Source organism: Mitsuokella multacida DSM 20544 (assembly GCF_000155955.1).
Lineage (GTDB): Bacteria > Bacillota > Negativicutes > Selenomonadales > Selenomonadaceae > Mitsuokella > Mitsuokella multacida.
On sequence record NZ_GG697141.2, the window covers coordinates 1,245,133 to 1,270,113 of the forward strand.

Here is a 24,981-nt window from a genome sequence, read left to right on the forward strand (position 1 = left end):
AGAGAATTCATAAAAATCAAGTCATGTCAATGATAAATCCCACATCGCCGCTTTCAAGAGCGGCTTTTTTTGTGCTATACTGAACACATCATGAAAGGTGGAATCATTATGGTCAGTAACCTGATTGTCGCAATCTGCGCAGTCATCCCGTTGTTTTTCTTGATGCTCGTCGGCTTTGCCGTCAAGAAGATGCGCCTGCTCACGGAGCTCGAGCTCGCCCATGTCAACCGCATGGTCTTCAAGATCTTCTTCTTCTTCATGATGTTCTATAACATCTACACGACCGACCTCGCCGAGACGTTCCGGCCGCATCTCATGCTGTTTGGCGCTGTCGGCGTGCTCGCCTCGGCGCTGATCGGCGGCATCATCATCTGCCTCATCGAGAAGTCGAACAAGCGGCGCGGGGCGATGATCCAGGCCATCTTCCGCAGCAACTTCGTCATCATGGGCATCCCGATCATCAGCAACATTTTCGGCGACGACCAGCTAGCCATCCCGACGATGATGATTGCCATCATCGTGCCGATCTACAACATCGTCTCCGTCTTCATCCTCGAGACCTTCCGCGGCGGTCACTTCTACCTGCCCACCATCCTCTTGGGCGTGCTCAAGAACCCGATGATCCTCGGTGCCATCTTTGGCACGCTCTTCCTCGTCCTCGGCATCCCGCTGCCGAAGGTCATCCTCAAGCCAATCAGCCAGCTCGCCGCGGCGACGACGCCGATGGCCCTGATCGTCCTCGGCGCTTCTTTCAAGGCCGGCAGCTACCACGAGCATTTGCCGCAGCTCATCGGCTGCATTCTCGGCAGGCTCATCATCGTGCCGACCATCATGCTGAGCCTGGCCATCTTCCTCGGCTTCCGCGGCATCGAGCTCGTCACGCTCATGGCCATCTTCGCGACGCCGTGCGCTGTCGCCGGCTACGCCATGGCGCAGCAGATGGGCAGCGATGCCGACCTCGCCGGCAACTGCGTCGTCTACACGACGGGCCTCTCGTGCTTCACCATCTTCGGCTGGGTCTTCGTGCTCAAGACGCTCGGCATGTTCTGATGCTTTTTGGGAACACCTTGTCGTATCCTCGCAGGGATGGTATCATCTAATGAAGGAAGTAAGAAATGCATTCGTTAAGGGGGAACGGACATGCGTCTCGATGAAATCATCAATACCCACCGCCAGTCGCTCAACGACACCGACATGGTCATCTGGAAATACATCCTGCAGCACAGGGAAGTGGCGCGCCACATCTCCATCCACGAGCTTGCGAAGGCCTGCTGCGTCTCGAGCACGACCATCGTGCGCTTTGCGCAGAAGCTCGGCCTAGACGGCTTCGGCGAGCTCAAGGCCATCCTCAAGATGGAGGAGCAGGAGACACCGCGCTACAGCTCGAATGTGCTCGAGGACCTCAGTGACTTCTACCTCAAGACGGGGGAGAAGATCTTCAAGCGCAACTTCGACAGCGCGAGCCGCCTCGTGCACGAGGCCAACCGCGTCTTCACCTATGCTTCAGGCTACGTGCAGGCCAACGTCCTGCAGGAGCTCAAGCGCCTGTTCTTCTACGACAACGTCTTCCTCTACGACATCCCGGCCCGCGAGGAGTTCTACTCCGTACTCGAGACCCTGACGAAGGATGACCTCTTCATCATCGTCTCGCTGTCGGGCGAGACGCCGGCCGTCGTCGAGTTTGCCCGCGAGCTGCAGCTGCGCGACATCCCGCTGATCTCCATCACGAAGCTCCACGACAACACGCTCGCGAGCCTCTCGACCGTCAACCTCTACATCTCGCCGGCCGAGTTCCAGCTCTACGATGCCGAGGACGGCAAGCACATCTCCTTCAAGTCGATGATGCCGTACTTCATGCTCATTGAGGTCTGGTACGTCAAGTACCGCATGTACGTGCATCGCTTGAAAGAGAGAAACATTCAGTCAACAATATAAAGGAAGAAGGAAGGGCAATGCCCGCAAACCCTTGCAGCGCCTCGCTTGTATCGATGTACGCTAAATGTACCATGGTACACGAAAGGGGCACTGTGCCTGAAGCCCGCGAAACTATTGCGTTCGCGGGCTTTTTTTTGTATCCTTTAGGTACAGGATAACCGAGAGGGTGATCGGGGGATTGCAATCACCTGACTCGGTAAGCAAGCCAAATCGATAACAATCGAGGCGGTAGGAACTCATAAGGGGTATGTAAAGAAATAGGGGGTATGAACATGTCGATCAAGAAAGATCGCGTCATGCAAGAATTGCAGCGGTTTGGCGGCGCAATGTACACGCCGGTCATCCTGTTCGCATTCTTCGGTCTCACGGTTGCCATCTCGATTGTCTGCAAGAACACGATGCTTCTTGGCAGTATCGCAGATAAGGGCACAGTCTGGTACGATTTCTGGTTCGTCGTCGAACAGGGCGCCTGGACGGTATTCGCCCAGATGCCAATCCTCTTCGCCATCGCCGTTCCGATCGGCTTTGCGAAAAAGGAACCTGCGCGCTGCGCAATGGAGTCCTTCGTCATCTACATGTGCTTCAACTACTTCATCTCCGCGTTCCTGACGCTGCACGGCAGCTTCTTCGGAGTGGATTACAGCCAGGCAGCTGGCGCAGGCACGGGCCTCGCGATGATCGCGAACATCAAGACACTCGACATGGGCATGCTCGGCGCCATCTTCATCGCCTGCTGCTCCTCGTGGATTCACAACCACTTCTATGATACCGAGATCCCGGACTGGCTCGGCATCTTCAAGGGCCCTGCCTTTGTCGTAGCCGTCGGCTTCGCCGTCATGATCCCGATGGCTCTGCTCTTCTGCTTCGTATGGCCGGCTGTCCAGCACGCTATTGAGCAGTTCCAGTTCTTCCTCAAGACGAGCGGCATCATCGGTGTATGGTGCTACACCTTCTCCGAACGTATCCTCCTGCCGGCAGGCCTGCATCACTTCATCTACCTGCCGTTCATCTTTGGCCCGGCCGTCTGCGATGGCGGTATCCAGGCTTACTGGCTCCAGCATCTCAATGATTTTGCTACGAGCGCACATTCCCTCAAAGAAATGTTCCCGGAAGGCGGCTTCGCCCTCCACGGTATGTCCAAGGTCTTCGGCCTGCCGGGCGCTGCCCTCGCTATGTACGTCTGCGCTAAGCCGGAGAAACGCAAGAAGGTCGCAACGCTCCTGATTCCAGCTACAATCACGGCTGTCCTCTGCGGCATCACCGAGCCGCTCGAGTTCACCTTCCTCTTCGTCGCACCGCTCCTCTACGCAGTGCATGCAGTCCTCGCTGCAACGCTTTCCGCAACGCTTTACTTCTTCGGCCTTTCCGGTAACTTCGGCGGCGGCCTCATCGACTGCTTCGTCCAGAACTGGATCCCACTCTTCAAGTATCATGCAGGCACCTACATCATGCAGATCATCGTAGGCCTCTGCTTCACCGGAATCTATTTCTTCGTATTCCGTTACCTCATCCTCAAGAACGACTACAAGACGCCGGGCCGCACGGACGACGATGAAGAGGATAAGCTCTTCTCGAAAGCCGAGTACAAGGCCAAGAAAGAGATGGAGAAGAAGGGGCTTGCCAACAACCCTGAAGCTCTGAAGGCTCAGGTCTTCCTCGACAACCTCGGCGGTCCGTCCAACATCAAGGAAGTCACGAACTGTGCAACGCGCCTGCGCGTCACGGTCGCTGATCCGGATAAAGTCGCATCCGCAAGCAAGTTCACGAAAGCTGGCGCATTCGGCCTCGTCAAGAACGGCCATGCCATCCAGGTCATCGTCGGCCTCTCCGTACCGAATGTCCGCAGCTACTTCGATGCCCTCCTCAAGGGCGATATCGCTGACGTAGCCGTTGAGGCGAAGGCAGCAGCCAACCCGAGCGAGCCCGTCAAGACGGACCTCTCGATGAAACTCAAGGCATTTGCATCCGGCAAACTCATCGACATGACGGAAGTCCCGGATGACGTATTCTCCCAGAAGATGATGGGCGACGGCGTTGCCATCGAGCCGACGACGGAAATGGTCGTAGCTCCAGCTGACGGCGAAGTCACCATGATCATGGAAGGTTCCTATCACGCGATTGGCCTGCGCCTCGACAACGGCGCTGAGATCCTCATCCACATCGGCCTCGATACGGTCAAGATGGGTGGCAAGGGCTTCCGCTGCCTGACGAAGCAGGGTGCCAAGGTCAAGGCCGGCGACGAGCTCATCGGCTTCAACCGCGAGGCCATCAAGGCTGCGGGCTACAAGGATACGATTATCCTCGCTGTCACGAACAGTGCCGACTATCCGCAGATGAAGAAAGCTGCTGACGGCGACGTCAAAGTAAACGAAACACCAATCATCTCCTTCTGATGTCCCATCAATAAGAAATGAGAGTGGAGTGTGGAGAGCTCCACACTCCATTTTCTTATTTCTCGGAGCTTCTCAGAAGAAAGGAGCATATACATGAGTGAATTGAAATGGTGGCAGAAATCCATCGTCTATCAGATCTATCCAAAGAGTTTCCAGGATACGACCGGGACAGGCGTGGGTGACCTTCCAGGGGTCACGAGCCATCTCGACTACCTGAAGTCGCTCGGCACGGGCGCCATCTGGCTCACGCCAGTCTACCCATCGCCGATGGTCGACAATGGCTATGATATTTCCGACTACTGCGGGATTGACCCGTCCTACGGCACGATGGAGGATATGGAAGAGCTCATCGCTGAGGCGAAGAAGCGCGACATCCGCATCGTCATGGACCTCGTCTACAACCACACGTCCGATCAGCACCCGTGGTTCCTCGAGTCGAAGCAGGACCGCACGAACCCGAAGGCCGACTGGTACATCTGGCGCGATGCCAAGCCGGACGGCTCGGCTCCGACGAACTGGAGAGCCATCTTCGGCGGCTCAGCCTGGAAGTGGTGCGAGGAGCGCCAGCAGTACTACCTGCACACGTTCGCAGAGGCGCAGCCGGACCTCAACTGGGAGAACCCGGAAGTGCGCCAGGCCCTCTTCGATGCCGCAAACTTCTGGCTCGACAAGGGCGTCGGCGGCTTCCGCATCGACGCGATCGTCTACATCAAGAAGCCGGAGTTCAAGGACGGCCCGGTCGACGGTGCCGACGGCCTCTCCGGCATCCATGAGATGACGGCCAACACGCCGGGCATCCTCGACTTCCTGCACGAGTTCCGCCGCAACGTCTTCGATGGCCACGATATCTTCACGGTCGGCGAGGCCAACGGCGTCAGCCCGCAGGAGCTGCCGCAGTGGGTCGGCAAGGATGGCGTCTTCTCGATGCTCTTCGAGTTCAGCCATCTTGAGCTCTCCTATCCGAAGGGCGAGATCTGGTGCAAGCGCTTCCCATGGAAGCTCGGCCAGCTCAAGGACGCCCTGTCCGCCAGCCAGGCGGCGACAGCCAAAGAGGGTTGGTATCCGATCTTCTTCGAGAACCACGACCAGAACCGTTCGATGCACCGCTACTTCCCCGAGGGCACGGACCCGAAGGTGGCAGCCAAGGCGCTCGCGACCGTGCTCTTCACGCTGCGCGGCACGCCGTTTGTCTACGAGGGCGAAGAGATCGGCATGACGAATACGGCCTTCCCGAAGATCGAGGACTACAATGATATCTCGACGCACGGCCAGTATGAATATGCCATCAAAGAAGGACTCTCGCCAGAGGAAGCGCTCAAGGCCGTGCAGTTCCAGAGCCGCGACAACGCACGCACGCCGATGCAGTGGACGCGCGAGACGAACGCAGGCTTCACGACCGGCAAGCCGTGGCTGCCCGTACACAAGGACTTCACGAACTGCTGTGTCGAGGCAGAGAGCGAGGACGGCACGTCTGTGCTGAGCTACTATCGCCAGATGAACCGTGAGCGCACGGAGGGCAAAGCCTCCGCCATCCTGCTGCAGGGCTCCTATGAAGAGCTGCTGCACGAGGATGAGCACGTCTACGCATTCAAACGCGTGCTTGGGGAGCATGCGGCGTACACGGTCGTCAACTTTACGAATGATACTGTTACATACGATAGCAGCGTCCTCGAGGATGCCGACGTCTTGATCGGCAACTACGAGAACGCGCGAAAGGGAACACTTAGACCGGCTGAGGCCGTTGTCTACGTCAAATGAGGAGGAACGACGATGAAAGTAGCCGCTAGTGATTATGATGGAACCCTGTTCCGCGAGGACAGGATCGCCAAGAGCGATGCCGAGGCAATCAGGAAATGGCGTGAAGCCGGACATAAGTTTGGCGTCGTCTCGGGTCGCGACCACGGCATGCTCGTGCCGCAGCTCCAGCATTACGGTGTCGGCTACGATTATCTCGCCTGCAACAACGGCGGCATCATCTGCACGGCCGACGGCAAGGTGCTCTGGGAAGCCAAGATTGCCCCGGAGATGCTGGCCGAGCTGACGCAACTGCCGCGCGTGCGCAAGTCCTTCCATTTTGCCCTGTCTGCCGCGGATCGCACCTACCTCTGCCATGCGTCGGAGGGCACCTGGGTCATCCGCGAGGCGAAGCAGTGGGATTTCCCGATTGTCCACATCGAGGAGAGCGAAGTCGGCCATCTGCCGCAAACCATCCACCAGTTCGCCCTCGGCTTCACGAATCCCGAGGATGCCTTCGCCGCGAGCGACGAAGTCAATGCGAAGTTCGGCGATGTGGTCCATGCCTATCCGAACCGTTGTGCCGTCGACATCACGCCGAAGGAGATCAGCAAGGAACAGGCCATCGACCATACGCTCAAGCTGATGGGCTGGCAGGGTGCCGAGATCTTCGCCATCGGCGATGAGGTCAACGACCTGCCGATGATCGAGGCGTTCAACGGCTACACGGTCACGACAGCGCGCGACGCCATCAAGTCCAAGGCCCGCTGCGCCTACGAAAGTGTCGGCGCGATGCTGCTCGCCAATATCTGATCCCCCCGCGCATCTTGCGCGTTTATATTCCCCCTTGCCTGCAGATATAGATAAACGCAGGTATTTCAAGTGCATAACGGCCCGTTCCTATCACAATGGACCGTTAGCGCTTGCTCTTTTTAAAAATATCAGAAATATTGTTATATAGTGAGAGCTCTGTATCGGAACAAGGATAGATCGGAACCTCTCATTGTATATAGAGAATCATCAAAAGTACACTTAGAGGGAAAGGAAGTCTATCACATGAAAATCAACAAGAAAGCACTTGCTATTCTCGCTGGCCTGACAGTCGGCATGTCGAGCACGGCCTTTGCTGCTACGGCTGACAGCTTCACGGATGTCCCGAAGGATCACTGGTCCTACCAGGCACTTGATTACCTCGCCAAAGAGGGCGTCATCGACGGTATGGGTGACAACACCTTCCAGGGCGGCCGCACCATGACGCGTTATGAGATGGCGGCTATCGTAGCCAAGGCAATGCAGAAGAACGATGTCAACTTTGGTGACAAAGCTGTCCTCGATAAACTCTCTGCAGAGTACGCGAATGAGCTCGGCACGCTGAAGAATCAGGTCAACAAGAATACGAGCGACATCAACGACCTCAAGAACAAGACCGATAAATTCAAGGTCTGGGGCATGACGCGTGTACAGGTTGGCGATGACAATGGTCTGGTAAAAGATGGTCATAACGGCACCTATAACAACCGCTTCTATATGGATCTCGAAGGTTCCATGAAGGTCAACGATCATGCAACGGCACGCTTCACTGTTGAGAAGAACGCGCATTATCGCGACAGTGAATATGCGAACAGCAAGATTCCTAAGATGATCAAGCTGACCCGTAAAGATGGTACGACGGATTACCTTGAGACGACGAATGCTATTTCTGGTATCGATAAGGATAGCCTTCTCGGCGATGATAACCACAATGGCTCCATCTCGAACATCTGGGTAGAACTCCAGCTCGGTAAGAACCACAACTGGTATACGAACATCGGTCGTAAATGGAACGGCATCGGCATGCAGAATCTCATGCTTGGTGGTCAGGTCGACGGTATTGCAACGTACCATCCGATTGAAGGCGGTCACGGCTGGTGGATGAGCGCGCAGTACTGGAAACCGTCTGCTGACTGGACGACTGTCTCGGGTACGGATCAGATCAAGGAAACGTTTAACGCAGATGGTTCGCATAAAGGCTGGGATACTTCTTCGGTCAAGATCAATACGCATCGTGCACCAATTGTCGGCTCACTGGATTTCTGGGGCCCGATCGGTAAATACCTCGATGCAAATATCGCGTACTCTCGTGTCGTCGATCATACGTCGGATACGGGCAACTCGGCAGATGGTTATTACACGGGTGCCAAGAACTTCTACGGTGTTGATTTGAAAGCGAAACTTTTCAAGGATTTCTCGGTTACGGGTTCGTATCTGAAATCGGATGCCCTGTTAGAGGACCTGAACTGGCTGAAGCCGCATGCAGACCGCACGTGGGCTGTCCGCTTTGACTACCGTGGCACGGACCTCAATAAAGTTGGTTCTTGGGGTGCCTATGCAAAGTGGATGGATATCGGTGCCGTTTCGGATCTCGGACATGATGATGAGTGGGCTACGCGCGAACCGACCTTCGTCAATGGCGTCAAGGGCTGGTTCTACGGCTTCAAGATGGTTCCATGGCAGAACTGCGAGTGGGAGACGATGTGGGCTCCGCATCTCACCGAAAATAGTGATGCCAACTGGGCTGGTGGTGCCTATACGCGTCATATCCTGCGCAGCTGGCTCGACTTCCACTTCTGATGAAGTGCTTGCCGCATAATACGCAAATGATTTTCTGAATGGAATCGGGATTTCACAGTGGGGGCAACCTCGCACCTGACATGGGCTTTGGTTACCACTAGGGTGAGCCGTTACCCCCAGAACTGAGGTCCCGATTTTTTATTCCTTTTGTTGAGAGGAGTATTTGGCCATGAATCACAAGAAAGCCTTGAAACGTGCGATTGGCATGTCGCTGGCCTTTGGTCTGCTTGCCAGCCCCTATGCTATGCCGGCGGACATGATGCCGTCTTACATATCTGCCTCGGTTGCTGAAGCGGCCGCAGCGGTAGGTCCTTCGGATGTCGTCCTCGTCGGCACGGTGCAGTCGAAATTCGGTGCCGGTGCAGATTGGGCGCCGGGTGATGGCACGACGATTATGAAGGATGTCGGCAACGGCAAGTATCAGTATACGGGCAAGCTGCCGAAGGGCAATTACGAGTACAAGATTGCCGTCGGTGGCAGCTGGGACGAGAATTACGGCGCGAATGGCGCGGCCAATGGTGCCAACATGAAGCTGAAGCTCACGAAGGATACGGATGTGACCTTCACCTACGATTCCGCTACGCACAAGACGACGGTGTCGTATGTCGGACAGGGTTCTGCGGAGGAAAAAGCAGCAGCTGCTGCTGAAGCTGCCAGACCAGGCTCCGTACAGCCGACTGATGTTGTTCTGGTAGGCTCGTTGCAGGATGAGCTCGGCGCGGCCAAGGAGTGGGACCCTGCTGATGCGAAGACGATCATGAAGTCGGACGGCGCTGGCCATCATGTCTTCACGGGCCATCTGCCGAAGGGCAACTACGATTTCAAGGTCGCTGTGGGCGGCTCGTGGGATGTCAACTACGGCGCCAATGGCGAGGCGAATGGCAAAAACATCGCGCTGCGCCTGCTCAAGGACCACGATGTCACGTTCACCTATGACGATGCGACGCATGCCGTGACGTACGATTACGCGGGCAAGGATGCCGAGGCGAAGGCCTTGGCCGCTGAAGGACGCAGCATCGTGCTGACGGGCACGGTGCAGTCGAAGGCTGGCGCGGCCAAAGATTGGGACCCGTCGGACACGACGACGCGCATGAAGGCCATCGGCCATGATTTCTATTCCTACAAGATGAAGCTGCCGGCTGGCACGTATTACTACAAGATCTCCGTCAACGGCAGCTGGGCCGAGAACTACGGCCTCGGCGGCAACTTCGACGGCGCGAACGTGCAGCTGACGCTGCCGAAGGCGCAGGAAGTCACGTTCTACTACAACGACAAGTCGCATCACATCGCGGACAGCACGAGTTACACGTTCCGCGCAGACAGCGAGTTGCCGGTGCTCTCGGGCAGCTTCGGCGCAGTCGCGGACCCGCTGATGCGCGACCAGATGCTCGACAATCTCTTCCAGAAGACGGTCCCCCTGAAGAAGGGCGACTACACGGTCACGGTCACGATGCCGGGAGCGGACGCGCTGACGCAGACGGTCAATGTCGCCAAGGACGGCGATGTCACGTTCTACTACGACAGCAAGGCAAGGCACCTGATTGCCGACGATGGCCGCATCCGCGAGGACAAGGTCTACCACGACAGCTGGAGCACGAATTACCGCGTGCCGTTTGAAGCCGTCAAGGAAGGCACGCCAGTGAAGCTCTCGCTCGCCACGGGCAAGGGCGATGTCACGAGTGCGAAGCTCGTCGTCTACAAGGCCAAGATCACGGCCAATGGCGGCGATGAGTACAACCCCGACTACACGGCCGGCACGGTCACCTCGTATCCGATGACGAAGGTCTCGACTTCTGGCGACCAGGACATCTGGACGGCATCGTTCACGCCGCAGACGTACGGCCTCTACGGCTACAAGTTCGTGCTCAATGACACGAAGGAGTACGGCGATGACGCAAAGCCGGGCAGCACGGGCGAGCTCAAGCTGCGCGGTGTCAAGCCCTACCAGCTCACCGTCTACAGCAAGGACTACAAGACGCCGGACTGGGCGAAAGATGCCGTCTGCTACCAGATTTTCCCGGACCGCTTCTTCAACGGCGACAAGAGCAACGACAACGCGCGCGCCAATGCGCGCGGCTTCCAGCCCGTCCAGCACCGCAAGTGGTCTGCGCTGCCAGCCAACCACAGCAAGACACCGGCGGCGGACGGCGATAACTGGGAGTGCAATGACTTCTTCGGCGGCGATCTCGCCGGCATCACGAAGAAGCTTGATTACCTCAAAGGCCTTGGCGTGACGGCCATCTACGTCAACCCGATCTACAATGCCTGCTCGAACCACCGCTACGATGCCGTCGACTACGGCACGATCGATCCGTTCCTCGGCACGTTCAAGGATCTCGAGACGATGAAGGCAGAGATGCAGAAGCGCGGCATGCACCTGATCATGGACGGCGTCTACAACCATGTCGGCGATGATTCCATCTACTTCGACCGCTACGGCAAGTACAAGACGGTCGGCGCCTACGAGTACTGGAGCCGCATCTACGACCTCATGAACGACAAGCACATGACGGAGGAGGCGGCCAAGGCTGAGGCCAAGAAAGAGCTCGAGGCCGAAGGTCAGGTCTTCAGCCCGTGGCACTGGGAGAACTGGTTCGAGATCAAGAACGAGAAGACCCAGGACATGATGGGCAAGAAGTACGCCTACCACGATTGGCAGGGCTATGACAGCCTCGTGCCGTTCAAGGATGCTGACTATCCGGGCTCGGAGCAGGGCACAGTGAAGTCGGATCTCGGCGACTACCTGCTCTACGGCAACGGCAAGGACAAGGGCGTCATCATGAAGTGGTTCGACGAGGGCCTCGACGGCTGGCGCCTCGACGTCGCCAAGGAGGTGCCGCCGGGATTCTGGGCCGACGTCCGCAAGGAAGTCAAGTCCATCAAGACGAAGGATGGCTCTGAGCCGCTGCTGCTCGGTGAGATCTGGCAGGATGGTTCGCAGTTCTTCACGGGTGATGCCTTCGACTCTGTCATGAACTACAAGCTCTCGTTTGCACTCGGCGATCTCTTCCTCGACAAGGGCGACGCCAAGGCGGCTGACTATGAGCTGACCGTCCTGCGCCAAAACTACCCGAAGGAAGCGCTCTACGACCTCATGAACATCGTGGACAGCCACGATACGGTCCGCGCCATCTACAAGTTCGGCGGCGGCTCCGACAGTGTCGCCCAGCCGACGAAGAAGGACTTCGACTACAACCTCGGCAAGGCGCGCCTCAAACTCGCAGCGACCTTCCTCATGGGCTATCCGGGCATGCCGACCATCTACTACGGCGATGAAGCCGGCCAGTACGGCAGCAGTGACCCGGACTGCCGCCGCACCTATCCGTGGGGCAAGGAGGACAAAGACCTCATTGCCTACTACAAGAAAGTCATCGGTGTCCGCAACGCGCACAAGGATATCTTCGCGCGCGGCGATGTCAATACACTGAAGGCCGAGGGCGATATCTACGCCTTTAGCCGCAAGGCCGACTCCGGCAAGATGGGTATCGTCGCCCTGAACCGCGGCAAAGCACAGCAGGTTGTCCTGCCCGTCTCTGCCGCCGACGGCACGGTCTTCACCGATGAGCTGACCGGCACCAAAGCCACGGTGAGCGGTGGTCAGCTGACACTTGCCCTTGGTGAGAACCAGGGGATGATGCTCGTCCAGGACTGATCGACTGATACGTCCAGACGGGTATCTACAACATCCCTCATTTCTCTAAATTTCCCTTTTTGACCCGCAGCAGTTCCCCACTGCCGCGGGTTCTTTTTTCGGGAGGTGATTGACGTCAGAATTTTCGTTCGGTAAAATGGATGTATGAGTATTGTTTTGTCGAAGGGAGAATTTATGAGAAAAATACTGGTGATGCTGGCACTCGTCTTTGCCTGTCTCTGGGGCACGGCGTTTGCGGCGGATTTCTCGCAGCTCGTCATCCTGCACACGAATGACACGCACGGCTACGACCAGCGTGCCGACGGTGTCAACGGCATGGCGACGGTCGCGGCGCTCAAGGAGGACTACGAGGCTAAGGGCTACAAGGTCCTGCTCGTCGACGCCGGCGATGCCATTCAGGACAACAACCTCGTCAATTTCAGCAAGGGCAAGACGGCCATCGACTTCATGAATGCCGTGGGCTACGATGCCATGACGCTCGGCAACCACGAGTTCGACTACGGCTCGGATGTCACGCTCGCGCGCATCAAGCAGGCGAAGTTCCCGATCGTGTCGGCGAACATCATCGTCGACGCGACGGGCAAGCCGTTCACGGGCAAGACGCATGCCATCATCCGCAAGGGTGATCTCAAGATCGGCGTCTTCGGCCTGACGACGCCGTCGACCATCACGACGTCGAACCCGAAGAGCACGCGCGGCCTGACCTTCCTCTCGAAAGAGGAACTGTACAAGGCTGCCCAGAAGGAAGTCGATGCGCTCAAGGCGGCGCACTGTGACCTCATCGTCGCCATCGGCCACCTCGGCAGCGAGCCGGATGCCGTCGGCGACCGCTCGAACGACGTCCTTGCGAATGTCAAGGGCATCGATGTATTCATCGACGGCCACGACCACACGGTCAAGAACCTCTACATCGATGGCAGTTTGTTGACGGAGACGGGCTCGCACCTCGCGAACATCGGCGTCGTCCACTATGAGGATGGCAAGTGGCAGGAAGATCTCCATGCCTACGGCCAGTTCAACAAGGAAGACGCGAAGGTCAAGGCCATTGTCGATAAGGCGCAGGCCGCCATCGACAAGAAGCTCGCGACAAAAGTCGGCACGACGCCGTTTGAGCTCAACGGATCCCGCGACCCGGGCGTGCGCACGGAGGAGACGAACCTCGGCGACTTCATCGCCGATGCTTACCTCTGGCAGGTCCGCCAGGCCGCAGTGCTCGACCGTGTCACGATTGACGGCGCCCTGATGAACGGCGGCAGCATCCGCGCGGGCATCAAGGCCGGCGCAATCACGGAGGCCGACCTGCTGCGCGTCCTGCCGTACCACAACTACCTGCAGTACGTCACCATGAAGGGCTCGACCCTGCTCGAGATCCTCGAGGCGGCGACGTGCACGACGCCGACGGCGCTCGGTGCCTTCCCGCAGGTGGCCGGCATCGTCTACACGGTCGACACGAAGACGCCGTTTGCCAAGGGCGAGCTCTACCCGCATTCCGTCTACTACCGTCCGGCAGCCCCGGGCTCGCGCGTCACGATCACGAGCGTCGGCGGCAAGCCGTTCGATCCGGAGGCGACCTACAACATCGCTGTGCCCGACTTCCTGACCTCCGGCGGCGATTCCTATTACTCCATGCAGGACCCCGCTAAAGTCACCATCCACGACGTCGACTACCTCGATACCGACGCCGTGCGCAACTACCTCAAAGAGCTCGGCGGCACAGTCAGCGCCGATTACAAGGCACCGCAGGGCCGCATCACCCTCACAAAATAATGATGTATAAAATGACAAGAAGCCCCGTCAGCCGTTAGCTGACGGGGCTTCTTTACGCTGAGACTGGCGAATCAGAATGCCGGTACGACAGCGCCTTTGTACTTGTTGGTGATGAAATCCTTGATTTCCTGGCTGTGCAGGACCTTCATGAGTGCCTGGATCTCGGGGCGGTTCTCATCGCCCTGGCGTACGGCAACGATGTTGACGTACGGGCTCGTGCTATCCTCGATGAAAAGAGAATCCTTCGTCGGGTCGAGCTGGACCTGCATCGCGAAGTTGGAGTTGATGATAGCGGCATCGACATCGTCGAGCGTGCGCGGAACCTGTGCGGCTTCGACTTCCTGGAACTTGAAGTTCTTCGGGTTCTCGGCGATATCCTGCAGCGTGGCTTTCTCGTTGACGCCATCCTTGAGCTTCAGCAGGCCGGCCTTCTGGAGAAGGAGCAGCGCGCGGCCACCGTTGGTCGGGTCATTCGGGATGGAGATCGTAGCGCCCTCTTTGAGGTCCTTGAGGTCTTTGACCTTCTTGGAGTAGATGCCCATCGGCTCGATGTGGACGCCGCCGGCGCTGACGAGCTTGACTTCCTTGTGCTCTTCCATGAAGTTCTGGAGATACGGGTCATGCTGGAAGAAGTTGGCATCGAGTTCCTTGTCGTTGAGGGCGAGGTTCGGCTGGACGTAGTCGTTGAATTCGACGATGTCGAGCTTGATGCCTTCTTTCTCGAGCAGCGGCTTGGCTGCTTCGAGGATCTCGGCGTGTGGCACAGCCGTAGCGCCGACCTTGAGCGTCTTCGTGCCGCTCGTCTGAGCTGCGCTCGACGAGGACGAGGAAGAAGAGGACTGGCTGCCGCCGCAGCCGGCGAAAGCCAGCGTCGCGACGACGAGCGCAGCGATGAGTGCGAGTACTTTTTTCATGTGGATTCCTCCTTTTTTATCTCTTGTCCAGGCGCTTGGCAAGCGTGTTGCCGACGAACTGGACGAGCTGGACGAGTACGATGAGGATGATGACGGTGGCCAGCATGATTTCCGGGCGGAAGCGCTGGTAGCCGTAGCGGATGGCGAGGTCACCGAGACCGCCGCCGCCGACGGCACCGGCCATGGCCGATTCGCCGACGAGGCTGATGATGACGGTCGTGAGCTGTGCGACAATCGAGGACATCGATTCCGGCAGCAGGACCTTCCAGATGATCTGTGCCGGCGTCGCGCCCATCGACTGCGCGGCCTCGACGAGGCCGAACGGCACTTCCTTGAGGCTCGTCTCGACCTGGCGGCCGATGAACGGAATCGCGGCGATGACGAGCGGCACCATGGCGGCCGTCGTGCCGATGGCCGTGCCGACGAGCAGGCGCGTGAACGGGATGATGGCGACGAGCAGGATGATGAACGGGATGGAGCGCACGGCGTTGACGATGGCGCCGACGACGCGGTTGACGGCCGGCGATTCGAGGATCTGTCCCTTGCTCGTCGTGTGAAGCAGCACGCCGAGTGGCACGCCGATGATGGTGGCGACGATCATCGAGACGACGACCATGTAGACCGTCTCCCCGAGGGCCTTAGACAGAAGCGGTATCATGTCTGCGGACATAGCCGATCACCTCCTCCTTGAGATCCTGCTGGCGCAGGTACTGGATTGCCTCCTGGATCTTTGCCTCTGGCCCCGTGATGCCGATGATCATGCGGCCGAACGGCGTCGACTTGATCTGGTCGAGGTTGCCGAAGAGCATCGTGACCTCGATTTCCGGGAACTTGCGGATCATGCCGGCCAGCACGGGGTCGTCGGCGGATTCGCCGATGAACGTCAGGCGCAGCAGCAGATAGGCGCCGGGTAGCGGCTCCTTCGAGACCTCGCCGCCGCGGAAGGCAGCAGGCAGCTCATTCGAGAGCAGCACGCTGATGAAGTCCTTCGTGATGGGCTTCTGCGGGTTCGTGAAGACCTCGAGGACTGTGCCCTGCTCGGCGATGACGCCGTTCTCGATGACGGCGACCTTGTCGCAGATGTCCTTGATGACCTGCATCTCGTGCGTGATGACGACGACCGTCAGCGAGAGCTTGCGGTTGATGTCCTGGATGAGTTCGAGGATGGAGCGCGTTGTCTGCGGGTCGAGGGCACTTGTCGCCTCGTCGCAGAGCAGGACTTTCGGCTCACTCGCGAGCGCGCGGGCGATGCCGACGCGCTGCTTCTGGCCGCCTGAGAGCTGTGACGGGTACTGGTGTGCCTTGTCGGCAAGGCCGACGAGCTCTAAGAGCGGCAGCACCTTCTTCTTGATCTCTGCCTCGGGCGTGTGCGAGAGGCGCAGCGGGAAGGCGATGTTGTCGTAGACGGTGGCGGAGCTCAGCAGGTTGAAGTGCTGGAAGATCATGCCGATGTTCTTGCGCGCCTTGCGCAGCTCTTTCTCGCTCATGACCGTCATGTCCTGGCCATCGACGATGACCTTGCCGGCGGTCGGACGCTCGAGCATGTTGATGCAGCGGATCAGCGTGGACTTGCCCGCGCCGCTGAGGCCGATGATACCGAAGATCTCGCCGCGCTCGATCGTCAGGTCGATGCCCTTGAGCGCTTTGACAGGACCGGAGGGGCTGTCATACGTTTTCTCAATATGAGACAGCTGTATCATAAAATGCGTTACCCCCTAATCATATTATTCTTGTATGTTTTGATAGTAGCATAGCGGAGGCGGCTTGTCAACAGAATGTCGCAAACTTACAGGCTCACAGATTGCCGCGGATAGCGGCTATGCTAATGTTCATTATGACAGTGAACGTACTCCCGCCTATAGAGGCGGGAGCTTCCTGTTTCAGCGAGAACAGCACCTTCGACACCGAAGCATCGTGATGACTTACACTCTCTCCACAGGCGTAGATTCCCGTGCGCCCCACGGTATATGATGTAGTTTGTCAGGTAGCTATACGCTTAGCTCCTTCCCTGATATTTATCGCGGCATTTTTATCGCGGTCATGGTGGCTGCCGCATTTCGGACAAATCCATTCTCGCACAGATAAGTTTTTCGTTTCACTGTTCTGGTAGCCGCAGACATGGCAGAGCTGACTGCTTGGATACCACTTATCAATCTTGACAAGCTGCTTTCCCTGCCACGCCAGTTTGTATGACAGCATGTTCGTGAACATACTCCAACCATTGTCTGCTACCGATTTGCTGAAACTGTACTTGCCACTTTTCTTACGCTTTGCCATAGCCTTGACGCTGATATCCTCGATTCCTATGACATCATAGCGGTCTGCAAGGAAACGCGCTTTCTTGTGCAGGAAGTCGCGGCGCTGATTGGCAATCGTTTCATGGAGCACCGCTACGCGTAACCGCTGCTTTTCCCAGTTGCGACTGCCTTTCTGCCGTTTGGATAATTTTCTCTGTGCCTTGGCCAGTCTCTTTTCGGCTCGTCGCAGGAAGGCAGGATAACCAGCATCGTCCTCATCCGAAGCAACATACAAGCCGTGCATCGCAAAATCCAAGCCAAGGAAAGACCTCGGTATTACAGGGAGTATTTGGTTTTCATACTCCACCAGAATGCGGATGTAGTACTTTCCTGACGGCGTCTTGCTGATGGTCACGGTCTTTATGGTACTGCTTTCTTCTAAGGGACGATGCTGGCACAGTTTTACCCAGCCAACTTTCGGTAGTTTCACCTTATTGCCCTCAATCCTGACCGACCCCTTCTGATTGTTCGTGGAATACGAGGCACGACCCACCTTCTTTGACTTGAAGTGCGGCTTGCCGAAGTGCTTCCGGTTGCGCCAAAAGTTGTTGTAAGCCTTATTCAGGTTCAGTTGCGCATTGGCCAGAGCCAGACTGTCGACTTCTTTCAGCCAGGGGAATTCCTCTTTATACTGTGCAGGAGTGTTGTTCAGCTTCTTGCCAGTCTTTCGGTAGTAGTCAAGACGGTCGCCGAGCATCTTGTTGTAGATGAATCTGGCACAGCCGAAGGTCTTGGCAAAAAGAATCTCTTGTTCAGTTGTCGGATAGAGCCTGTATCGGTATGCCTTATTCACGGTAGTCACCTGCCCTGATTCTCTATGTACTTCCGGATGGTCTCTATAGGAGCACCGCCTGTTGTCAACAAGCAATAGCTTTTGGACCAGAACATTTCCTTCCACAGCTTGTTCCTGACTTCTGGGAATTCCTTCTTGATCAGTCTTGAGCTGGCACTTTTGTAGGCGTTGATGAATTTTGACATCTCCGTATTAGGATGAGCACGAAACATGATGTGCACATGATCTTGATCATGGTTCCACTCTTCCAACGTGATGTGATACGACGCGCCTATGCGGACGAATATATCCTTTGCGTACTGGCTCATCTGCTCAGAGAATACTTTTCGGCGATACTTCACCACCAGAACCAGATGGTAGTAGAGCAAGAACACTGAATGATTGTTACTGTCTAAATCCATGGCAAAATCAGTCCTTTTTCCTCTACTAATAATTATACTACCGAACGAGTTTCAGAGCAATTGCCTGGCTCAATTACTTACGTAAATTTGCCAGACCTGCCTTCATCCCCCACCTTAGAGGTGGAGGACTTCTGGCAGATCAGGTTAAAGGGAGTCCGCTCATAGGCGGACACGTGCGAAATCGAAAAATTTTGCTGTGTATCTTGTAATTGAGAAATGTTTTCGATATAATACAAGCAGAGATGATAATGATTTTCAACGAGAGGTGATGCATTTTGGGGCGAGAAGGATTTGAACAGCTCATGGGCTTTCACGCTGCACCGCTGCTCGTCGGACTGCGACCGGCGAGCCTGCTGTCCTTCCGCAAGGACCGCTTTGAGGATTTTGAGGCGCTGCTGGCCTCGTACGAGACGTGTTTCTCGTGCAAGGGCATCGAGGTCTTCCGCGTGGTGGAGGGAGAGGCATACGTCCTGCTGCTCTTCTACCGGGCAGATGGCCTGCGCCGCCACTTCAGTCAGGCTGAGGTGCAGGCACTGCTGCAGCAGTACGGCTATCCGTGCGCGGAGGGCTTCAGCGCGTGCCTCGAGCATCTGCGCCTGCGCATGCAGGTCCAGAAGTCCTTCCCGCATGAGATCGGCCTGTTCCTCGGCTATCCCGTTGCCGATGTTGTCGGTTTTATCACGCACAAGGGGCAGGATTTCTGCTATAGTGGTTATTGGAAGGTCTATGCGAATGAAGAAGAGACGCGGGCCCTGTTTGACCGCTATGCGCACTGCACCGAGGACTTCTGCTCGCGCCTCGAGCAGGGCTGTTCATTCCCGGACCTCGTCCGGGCCGTTTGATGGAGTATGATGATTCATTACTTATATAGAAGGAAGTGGAGGATTTTATGAGCAAGATCGCAATCATTTACTGGACTGGTACGGGCAATACGCTGGAGATGGCCAGAGCCATCGAGAAGGGCGCGAAGGATGCTGGCGCCACGGTGGAGGTATTTGAAGTCGAGTCGTTCGGCGGCGTCGACCGGTTCAAGGAGTACGACGGCCTGATGTTCGGCTGTCCGGCCATGGGCGACGAGGTGCTCGAGGAAGGCGCCTTTGAGCCGTTCTTCGCTGAGGCCGAGAGCCATCTGCAGGGCGTGCCCGTCGCGCTCTTCGGCTCCTACGGCTGGGGCGGCGGCGCCTGGATGGAGTCTTGGGCCGAGCGCACGCGTACAGCAGGGGCCAAGCTCTTCGGTGACGGCCTCGCCATCGAGAACGCCCCCGATGACGAGGGCACAGCCGCATGCGAGGCGCTCGGCAAGGAATTCGCCGCATCTCTTTGATTTTCGGCATAAAAATAAAGCCGGCAACATGACAAAGTCATGTTGCCGGCTTTTCTCATGTACGATATGTACATGAGGTCCGCTTCGTGATACAATAACAGGAGCCACCCAAACGGTAGGCGGTTCATTTCCTCGCAGAAAGGTCGAAATACCTCGAAAGCGAGTGATGCTGATGGATCACGAGACGATTCAGCTTCTGCTGATTCTGCTGATCTTGATAGAAATCAAGAAATAACCGCCGGAGCGACCAACTCAACGGTTATATCCTTTTGACGAAATAACCAACGAGCGAGGCGTGAGCCGTCTATCGGTGGCTTTTCTTGTCTCTATTATAAGCGAATTTTTCTTGGACGTCAATCTGGGGTGGGGTGTACAATAGGAATAGAGCATCAATTCTATCAGGAGGGCATGTCATGTTTTTTTCTTCCATCTATGCAAAGCAGCAGAGCGTCGCGCTGCCGGCGGCCATTGAGAAAGTGCTGGACTATCTGAAGGCGCATGACTTCACGAAGATGGAGCCGGGACGCTATGAGATCCAGGGCGATGATATCTTTGCGCAGGTCTTTGATGCAGCGACGAAGCCGGCTGAGGAGCAGCGCCCCGAAGCTCACGAGAAGTATGCGGACGTCCAGTTCCTCGCCTCGGGCAGGGAGCGCCTCGGCTTCACGCCGGACACGGGCAGCTATGAGGTCGATGAGCGCTTCGATGACCGCGACCTGATCTTCTACAAGAAGGTGGAGAACGAGTGCTTCATCGAAGCGCGTCCGGGCTGCTACAGCGTCTTCTTTCCCGAAGACATCCACCGTCCGGCCTGCGCATCGGGTCAGCCCATGACCGTGCGCAAGGTCGTCGTCAAGATTAGCGTGAAGCTGCTCTGAGACACGGAAAGACGATGCATGAAAAAAGGTGATTGACCGTCGGTCAATCACCTTTTTGATTTTGAAGTTATTGATGCTATTGAAGTTTACGCCTCGACTTCTTCGACTTTGACATCAGCTGCGTGGTCGGCGGCGAAGACGTCTTTGCGCTGGCCGTTGAGCTTGTACTGGATGGTCAGGACGAGCAGGCCGGAGACGAGCATGGCAGCGCCCATGATGTAGTAGCCGGCGGCGAAGGAGCCCGTGTTGACTTTGACCCAGGCCATCATGTTCGGGCCAACCCAGCCGCCGAGGTTGCCGCAGGAGTTGATCAGGGCAACGGAACCAGCTGCTGCAGGACCCGTGAGGAAAGTTGTCGGGATCGTCCACCAGACGCCCATAGCGGCATGGATGCCGATAGCGGAGAGGCAGACGAGTGCGAGGGCGACGGGCAGGCTCTGTGCGAACGGGGAGAGGCCGAGGCCGATGGCGCCGACGAAGAGCGTGCAGGCGACGTGCCAGACTTTATCACCGGTCTTCGTGGCCGTCTTGCTGATGACGAGCTGGACGAGCAGTGCGGCCGTCATCGGGATGGCGATAGCGCCGCCGAGCAGCGAGGTCGAGAGGCCGGAGAGTTCTTTGAGCACGGTCGGCATCCAGAAGTAGAAGCCCCAGAAACCGACGACCCAGAGGAAGTAGATGAGGCAGAGCTTGAGGACTTTCGGATCATGGAAGGCCTGGAGAACCGTGTATTTCTTGCGGGACTGCATGGCAGCCTGCTCTTTGTTGAAGTTGTCCGTCAGGTACGCTTTCTCGGCATCCGTAAGCCAGCCAACCTGGTCCGGGCGATCCTTGACGCAGAAGAAGAAGAAAACGGCGAAGGCGAGAGCCGGGATAGCTTCGAGGATGAAGAGTTCCTGCCAGCCGTGCATGCCGAAGAAGGAACTCTCGAGCAGCACGCCGGCAAGCGGTGCGCCGATGATGTTCGAGAGCAGCAGCGACGTCAGCATGAGGCTCGTGGCACGGGCGCGCTCACCAGCCGTGAACCAGCGCGGGAAGAGCACGGAGTAGATGACCGGATAGAGGCTGGCTTCCGAAGCACCCAGCAGGAAGCGGCAGAGGAAGAACTGGAACTCGGTCGTGACGAACGCCATGAAGATGCAGACGAGGCCCCAGGTGAACATGATGCGCGCGATCCACTTCGTCGCGGAGAAATGCGAGGCGACGAGCGAGCCCGGAATCTCGAAAATCAAGTAGCCGACGAAGAAGATGCCGGCGCCCATGCCGAAGACCTCCGGCGTGATCCACGGCAGATCGGCCGTCATCGTGAGCTTGGCATAGGCGAGGTTGACGCGGTCGATGCAGGCGATGATCGAGACGAGGAAGACCGGCAGGACGATGCGCCAGTCGCATACTCGTTTGAGACGGGCAAGATCGACGTTTGCTACTTGTTCCATAATGATACCTCCAGGATGTAATGAGATGAATGAAAGCAGTCACAGGGTTGATTTATTGAAAATAAAAAATCCGTCCCTCTGAAAGGGACGGATTGGATTTCCGCGTTACCACCCAAGTTCCGTGCAAAAGCACGACGCTCTGACGTACTCAGGCATCCGTAAGGTTCACGACGTACCATCATACGCGGCTCCTGTAACGGGGAGCATCCGTGGCCGCTTACTTTGGGTTCAGCGCCATGCCTCGAGGATGATTTTCGACTTCCTGCTCATCACCGGCTTTCACCATACCCGGCTCGCTATGCATCAGCGACGGAAGTGTACTCTTTCCTGTCTTCGGCTGTGTTCGTTATGTGAACTGTTGTTTTGTTTACGGGTATTATCATAGCGCTCGTGTGTAATGTTGTCAATAGCTTTCTCGAAAAAAGTTGCGGATTTTTTTGCGGTCGTTGACGGATTTTGGCGCAGAGTGAAATTATTTGCCTGAAAAGTTCGGTTTTTACGCGATGGGAGAGGATTTTGAGCCACTTTTATAGTATAATAATAGCAAGCAGAAAGGAACGATGGAAATGATATTTGAACGGGAAGCCGTCATCCATGACGAAGGCGGCATCCATGCGCGCGTCGCGGCGATGATCGTGCAGCGCGCGCAGGAGCTCTGCGAGCGCTATGACTGCCACCTCTACATCCGCAGTGAGCGCAGTGAGCGCTGTGAGATGCACAGCCTCATGAAGCTTGTGGCCCTCAAGGTCGCACAGGGCGACTCGGTCTTCGTGTCGTCGGAGGGGGACAACGGGCGGCAGGCCGTCATCGAGATGGTGCGCTTCCTCGAGAGCGACTTCATCATGAACGAAGCCTCGGAGATCCACGGCGTCGACAAGCTGCTGCACGAGAATGCCCTGATGCAGGAGCGCCTGCAGATGATCCTCGAGTCGGTGCAGGACGGCATCTGCGTCGTCGACCGCAGCGGCGAGGTCACCTATGTCAATCCATCGTACCTGCGCATCGTCCACAAGACGCCGGAGATGGTCGTTGGCCAGAACGTCTTCGAGACGGCTGCCGACGGCAACCGCTGCGCCGTGCTGCGCTCGGGCATCGCGCGCATCGGCAGCATCCGTCACAAGAAGGATGGCACGACGATCGTCGCCAATGTCAACCCGATCTTCGTCGACGGCGAGATTGCCGGTGTCGTGTCGGTCATCAAGGACATCACGGAGATCCAGACGCTGATGGAGCGCCTCTCGCAGGTCTCGGCCAAGGCCGAGTACCTCGAGCAGGAGCTCCTGCGCACGAAGAAGACGGCGCAGGCTTTTGCCAACTACATCGGCAAGAGCGGCAAGGTCGTCGACGTGCTGGCGCTCGCCTCGAAGGCGGCCGACTCCTCGGCCAACGTCCTGATTCGCGGCGAGAGCGGCACGGGCAAGGAAGTCATCGCGGAGGGCATCCACTACGCGAGCGGCCGCCGCCGCGGCCCGTTCATCCGCGTCAACTGCGGCGCCATCCCCGGTGCCCTGCTCGAATCGGAGCTCTTCGGCCACGAGAAGGGCGCCTTCACAGGTGCGGTGCGGCGCAAGCTCGGCAAGTTCGAGCTCGCCAACCACGGCACAATCTTCCTCGACGAGATCGGAGAGCTCGACAAGAACCTGCAGGTCAAACTCTTGCGCGTCCTGCAGCAGAAGGAGTTCGACCGCGTCGGTGGCGAGGAGACGATACACGTCGATGTGCGCATCATCGCGGCGACGAACCGCGACCTCGAGGCGATGGTACGCGAGGGTACGTTCCGCGATGACCTCTACTACAGACTCAACGTTATCCCGATCATCTTGCCGCCGCTGCGCGACCGCCCCGATGACATCCCGCTGCTCGTCGAGCACTTCATCGAGAAGATCAGCAAGGAGAACAAGAAGGATGTGCGAGGCATCACGCCGGACGCCATGCAGATGTTCATGCATTACCGCTGGCCCGGCAACGTCCGCGAACTCGAGAATGTCATCGAGCGCGTGATCACGCTGATGGACACCGACCTCATCACGGCGGCCATGCTGCCCTCTTATATAAAGGGCGATATCGCTGGACGCGAGGTGCAGAGCCTCGCGGACGACACAGTCCTGCCGTGGGAGGAGTACGAGAAGCAGATCATCGCCAATGCCCTGCGCCAGGGCACGAGCTTCAACGGCGCCGCAAAACTCTTGCGCATCAGCCACAAGACCGTGGCGGCCAAGGCGCGCAAGTACGGCTTGGTATAATTTACCAACGATTGGTAATAATTACCAACGAAAAACGCGATTTTGGTAAAATTTACCAACACTGGCGACGGATAAAGCCAGATGACGGCGGAACAATCCAAAAACAAATGAGTGCATGATCTCGGAGGCCTTGTATACAGGGCTTCCGGGTCAAAATAAAAAAATCCTGTACGATGGAGGAAAGTTGGCACGCATCTTGCATTACTAATAAGTGCTGATTATGTTCCTGTAACGACAGGGAAAGTAAGATTAATGGTTTTTAGATTGGAGAGGTTCAAATGACTCAGGAAACGATTACGATTGAAAACAAGACTGGTATCCACGCTCGCCCGGCTTCCATCTTCGTTCAGACGGCTACGAAGTTCAAGTCCAAGATCCAGCTGCAGGCTAAGGGCAAGACGATCGATGCTAAGAGCATCCTCATGATCATGAGCATGGGCCTCGTCAAGGGCACGGAAGTCACGATCATCGCTGATGGCCCGGATGAAGCAGAGGCAGTCAAGGCTCTGAAGGATCTCATCGAGTCCAAGTTCGGCGAGGAATAATCGCAGCGCTCCATCGAGCACGAGAACAGAAAAGATGAATGACCTTCCTCCGGCTTCGG

At 57.1% G+C, this 24,981-nt stretch carries 19 protein-coding genes and 1 other annotated feature; of the genes, 13 read left to right on the forward strand and 6 right to left on the reverse strand.

From position 1 onward, the window contains the following. Positions 1 to 108: 108 nt before the first annotated feature. The 8 genes from MITSMUL_RS05760 (at position 109) to MITSMUL_RS05795 (ending at position 14,091) form a co-directional block, all read left to right on the forward strand. Positions 109 to 1,050 carry an AEC family transporter gene (locus MITSMUL_RS05760; RefSeq protein ID WP_040635593.1) on the forward strand — a complete coding sequence of 314 codons (942 nt, stop codon included), beginning with the start codon at positions 109 to 111 and terminating at the stop codon, positions 1,048 to 1,050. A gap of 90 nt (positions 1,051 to 1,140) precedes the next feature. Beyond that, a complete protein-coding gene (locus tag MITSMUL_RS05765) occupies positions 1,141 to 1,935 on the forward strand; it encodes a MurR/RpiR family transcriptional regulator (protein ID WP_005840830.1) in 795 nt (264 codons plus the stop codon). A 272-nt stretch (positions 1,936 to 2,207) separates the two neighbouring features. Next, entirely contained in the window at positions 2,208 to 4,328 is a 2,121-nt protein-coding gene (locus MITSMUL_RS05770) for an alpha-glucoside-specific PTS transporter subunit IIBC (RefSeq protein ID WP_040635595.1), read from the forward strand. A gap of 93 nt (positions 4,329 to 4,421) precedes the next feature. Beyond that, the gene (locus tag MITSMUL_RS05775; protein WP_005840832.1) at positions 4,422 to 6,086 is read left to right on the forward strand and encodes an alpha-glucosidase; all 1,665 of its coding nucleotides are present in this window, start codon (positions 4,422 to 4,424) and stop codon (positions 6,084 to 6,086) included. Positions 6,087 to 6,098: 12 nt separating this feature from the next. Continuing rightward, the gene (locus tag MITSMUL_RS05780) at positions 6,099 to 6,875 is read left to right on the forward strand and encodes an HAD-IIB family hydrolase (RefSeq protein ID WP_005840833.1); all 777 of its coding nucleotides are present in this window, start codon (positions 6,099 to 6,101) and stop codon (positions 6,873 to 6,875) included. A gap of 243 nt (positions 6,876 to 7,118) precedes the next feature. Continuing rightward, positions 7,119 to 8,672, forward strand: coding sequence for an S-layer homology domain-containing protein (locus MITSMUL_RS05785; RefSeq protein WP_005840834.1), 1,554 nt, complete (start codon positions 7,119 to 7,121; stop codon positions 8,670 to 8,672). 169 nt (positions 8,673 to 8,841) lie between these two features. Continuing rightward, positions 8,842 to 12,324 (forward strand): pullulanase X25 domain-containing protein, encoded by a 3,483-nt coding sequence (locus MITSMUL_RS05790; protein WP_005840835.1) that lies wholly within the window; start codon positions 8,842 to 8,844, stop codon positions 12,322 to 12,324. Between the two features lie 174 nt (positions 12,325 to 12,498). After that, the gene (locus MITSMUL_RS05795; RefSeq protein ID WP_211205217.1) at positions 12,499 to 14,091 is read left to right on the forward strand and encodes a bifunctional metallophosphatase/5'-nucleotidase; all 1,593 of its coding nucleotides are present in this window, start codon (positions 12,499 to 12,501) and stop codon (positions 14,089 to 14,091) included. A 71-nt stretch (positions 14,092 to 14,162) separates the two neighbouring features. Here MITSMUL_RS05795 and MITSMUL_RS05800 read toward each other — a convergent pair whose 3' ends face one another. The 5 genes from MITSMUL_RS05800 to tnpA form a co-directional block, all read right to left on the reverse strand. Beyond that, positions 14,163 to 15,005: a MetQ/NlpA family ABC transporter substrate-binding protein gene (locus MITSMUL_RS05800; protein ID WP_005840838.1), complete on the reverse strand. Its 843-nt coding sequence runs from the start codon at positions 15,003 to 15,005 to the stop codon at positions 14,163 to 14,165. Between the two features lie 16 nt (positions 15,006 to 15,021). Then, positions 15,022 to 15,675 carry a methionine ABC transporter permease gene (locus MITSMUL_RS05805; protein WP_040635597.1) on the reverse strand — a complete coding sequence of 218 codons (654 nt, stop codon included), beginning with the start codon at positions 15,673 to 15,675 and terminating at the stop codon, positions 15,022 to 15,024. Continuing rightward, entirely contained in the window at positions 15,644 to 16,705 is a 1,062-nt protein-coding gene (locus MITSMUL_RS05810) for a methionine ABC transporter ATP-binding protein (protein WP_005840841.1), read from the reverse strand. The genes MITSMUL_RS05805 and MITSMUL_RS05810 overlap by 32 nt, the downstream gene beginning before the upstream one ends. Before the next feature lie 280 nt (positions 16,706 to 16,985). After that, a complete protein-coding gene (locus tag MITSMUL_RS05815; RefSeq protein WP_147653113.1) occupies positions 16,986 to 18,095 on the reverse strand; it encodes an RNA-guided endonuclease TnpB family protein in 1,110 nt (369 codons plus the stop codon). Positions 18,096 to 18,100: 5 nt separating this feature from the next. Then, complete coding sequence (gene tnpA / locus MITSMUL_RS05820; RefSeq protein ID WP_005840845.1) at positions 18,101 to 18,496, reverse strand: IS200/IS605 family transposase; 396 nt, start codon at positions 18,494 to 18,496, stop codon at positions 18,101 to 18,103. 302 nt (positions 18,497 to 18,798) lie between these two features. Here tnpA and MITSMUL_RS05825 point away from each other — a divergent pair, with 302 nt between their 5' ends. From MITSMUL_RS05825 to MITSMUL_RS05835, 3 genes are all read left to right on the forward strand, one after another. Next, positions 18,799 to 19,338, forward strand: coding sequence for a DUF3793 family protein (locus tag MITSMUL_RS05825; protein WP_005840848.1), 540 nt, complete (start codon positions 18,799 to 18,801; stop codon positions 19,336 to 19,338). A gap of 47 nt (positions 19,339 to 19,385) precedes the next feature. Beyond that, positions 19,386 to 19,820, forward strand: a complete 435-nt coding sequence (locus tag MITSMUL_RS05830; protein ID WP_040635599.1) for a flavodoxin — start codon at positions 19,386 to 19,388, stop codon at positions 19,818 to 19,820. Between the two features lie 413 nt (positions 19,821 to 20,233). After that, on the forward strand, positions 20,234 to 20,698 hold the full coding sequence (locus tag MITSMUL_RS05835) for a NanQ anomerase/TabA/YiaL family protein (protein WP_005840852.1): 465 nt from the start codon (positions 20,234 to 20,236) through the stop codon (positions 20,696 to 20,698). A gap of 86 nt (positions 20,699 to 20,784) precedes the next feature. On the opposite strand, the gene MITSMUL_RS05840 is transcribed toward MITSMUL_RS05835, so the two are convergent. Then, on the reverse strand, positions 20,785 to 22,134 hold the full coding sequence (locus MITSMUL_RS05840; protein WP_005840853.1) for an MFS transporter: 1,350 nt from the start codon (positions 22,132 to 22,134) through the stop codon (positions 20,785 to 20,787). Positions 22,135 to 22,214: 80 nt separating this feature from the next. Then, positions 22,215 to 22,477, reverse strand: a binding site (T-box leader). A gap of 223 nt (positions 22,478 to 22,700) precedes the next feature. Here MITSMUL_RS05840 and MITSMUL_RS05845 point away from each other — a divergent pair. Together MITSMUL_RS05845 and MITSMUL_RS05850 are read left to right on the forward strand one after the other, a co-directional pair. Next, complete coding sequence (locus MITSMUL_RS05845; protein ID WP_040635600.1) at positions 22,701 to 24,377, forward strand: sigma 54-interacting transcriptional regulator; 1,677 nt, start codon at positions 22,701 to 22,703, stop codon at positions 24,375 to 24,377. A 278-nt stretch (positions 24,378 to 24,655) separates the two neighbouring features. Continuing rightward, complete coding sequence (locus MITSMUL_RS05850; protein WP_005840855.1) at positions 24,656 to 24,922, forward strand: HPr family phosphocarrier protein; 267 nt, start codon at positions 24,656 to 24,658, stop codon at positions 24,920 to 24,922. The last annotated feature ends 59 nt before the right edge of the window (positions 24,923 to 24,981 follow it).

Excerpts from the sequence above, each read along its gene's own strand:
- MITSMUL_RS05760 (WP_040635593.1), top strand. The coding sequence starts at position 109 with ATGGTCAGTAACCTGATTGTCGCAATCTGCGCAGTCATCCCGTTGTTT.
- MITSMUL_RS05765 (WP_005840830.1), top strand. The coding sequence starts at position 1,141 with ATGCGTCTCGATGAAATCATCAATACCCACCGCCAGTCGCTCAACGAC.
- MITSMUL_RS05770 (WP_040635595.1), top strand. The coding sequence starts at position 2,208 with ATGTCGATCAAGAAAGATCGCGTCATGCAAGAATTGCAGCGGTTTGGC.
- MITSMUL_RS05775 (WP_005840832.1), top strand. The coding sequence starts at position 4,422 with ATGAGTGAATTGAAATGGTGGCAGAAATCCATCGTCTATCAGATCTAT.
- MITSMUL_RS05780 (WP_005840833.1), top strand. The coding sequence starts at position 6,099 with ATGAAAGTAGCCGCTAGTGATTATGATGGAACCCTGTTCCGCGAGGAC.
- MITSMUL_RS05785 (WP_005840834.1), top strand. The coding sequence starts at position 7,119 with ATGAAAATCAACAAGAAAGCACTTGCTATTCTCGCTGGCCTGACAGTC.
- MITSMUL_RS05790 (WP_005840835.1), top strand. The coding sequence starts at position 8,842 with ATGAATCACAAGAAAGCCTTGAAACGTGCGATTGGCATGTCGCTGGCC.
- MITSMUL_RS05795 (WP_211205217.1), top strand. The coding sequence starts at position 12,499 with ATGAGAAAAATACTGGTGATGCTGGCACTCGTCTTTGCCTGTCTCTGG.
- MITSMUL_RS05800 (WP_005840838.1), bottom strand. The coding sequence starts at position 15,005 with ATGAAAAAAGTACTCGCACTCATCGCTGCGCTCGTCGTCGCGACGCTG.
- MITSMUL_RS05805 (WP_040635597.1), bottom strand. The coding sequence starts at position 15,675 with ATGTCCGCAGACATGATACCGCTTCTGTCTAAGGCCCTCGGGGAGACG.
- MITSMUL_RS05810 (WP_005840841.1), bottom strand. The coding sequence starts at position 16,705 with ATGATACAGCTGTCTCATATTGAGAAAACGTATGACAGCCCCTCCGGT.
- tnpA (WP_005840845.1), bottom strand. The coding sequence starts at position 18,496 with ATGGATTTAGACAGTAACAATCATTCAGTGTTCTTGCTCTACTACCAT.
- MITSMUL_RS05825 (WP_005840848.1), top strand. The coding sequence starts at position 18,799 with ATGGGCTTTCACGCTGCACCGCTGCTCGTCGGACTGCGACCGGCGAGC.
- MITSMUL_RS05830 (WP_040635599.1), top strand. The coding sequence starts at position 19,386 with ATGAGCAAGATCGCAATCATTTACTGGACTGGTACGGGCAATACGCTG.
- MITSMUL_RS05835 (WP_005840852.1), top strand. The coding sequence starts at position 20,234 with ATGTTTTTTTCTTCCATCTATGCAAAGCAGCAGAGCGTCGCGCTGCCG.
- MITSMUL_RS05840 (WP_005840853.1), bottom strand. The coding sequence starts at position 22,134 with ATGGAACAAGTAGCAAACGTCGATCTTGCCCGTCTCAAACGAGTATGC.
- MITSMUL_RS05845 (WP_040635600.1), top strand. The coding sequence starts at position 22,701 with ATGATATTTGAACGGGAAGCCGTCATCCATGACGAAGGCGGCATCCAT.
- MITSMUL_RS05850 (WP_005840855.1), top strand. The coding sequence starts at position 24,656 with ATGACTCAGGAAACGATTACGATTGAAAACAAGACTGGTATCCACGCT.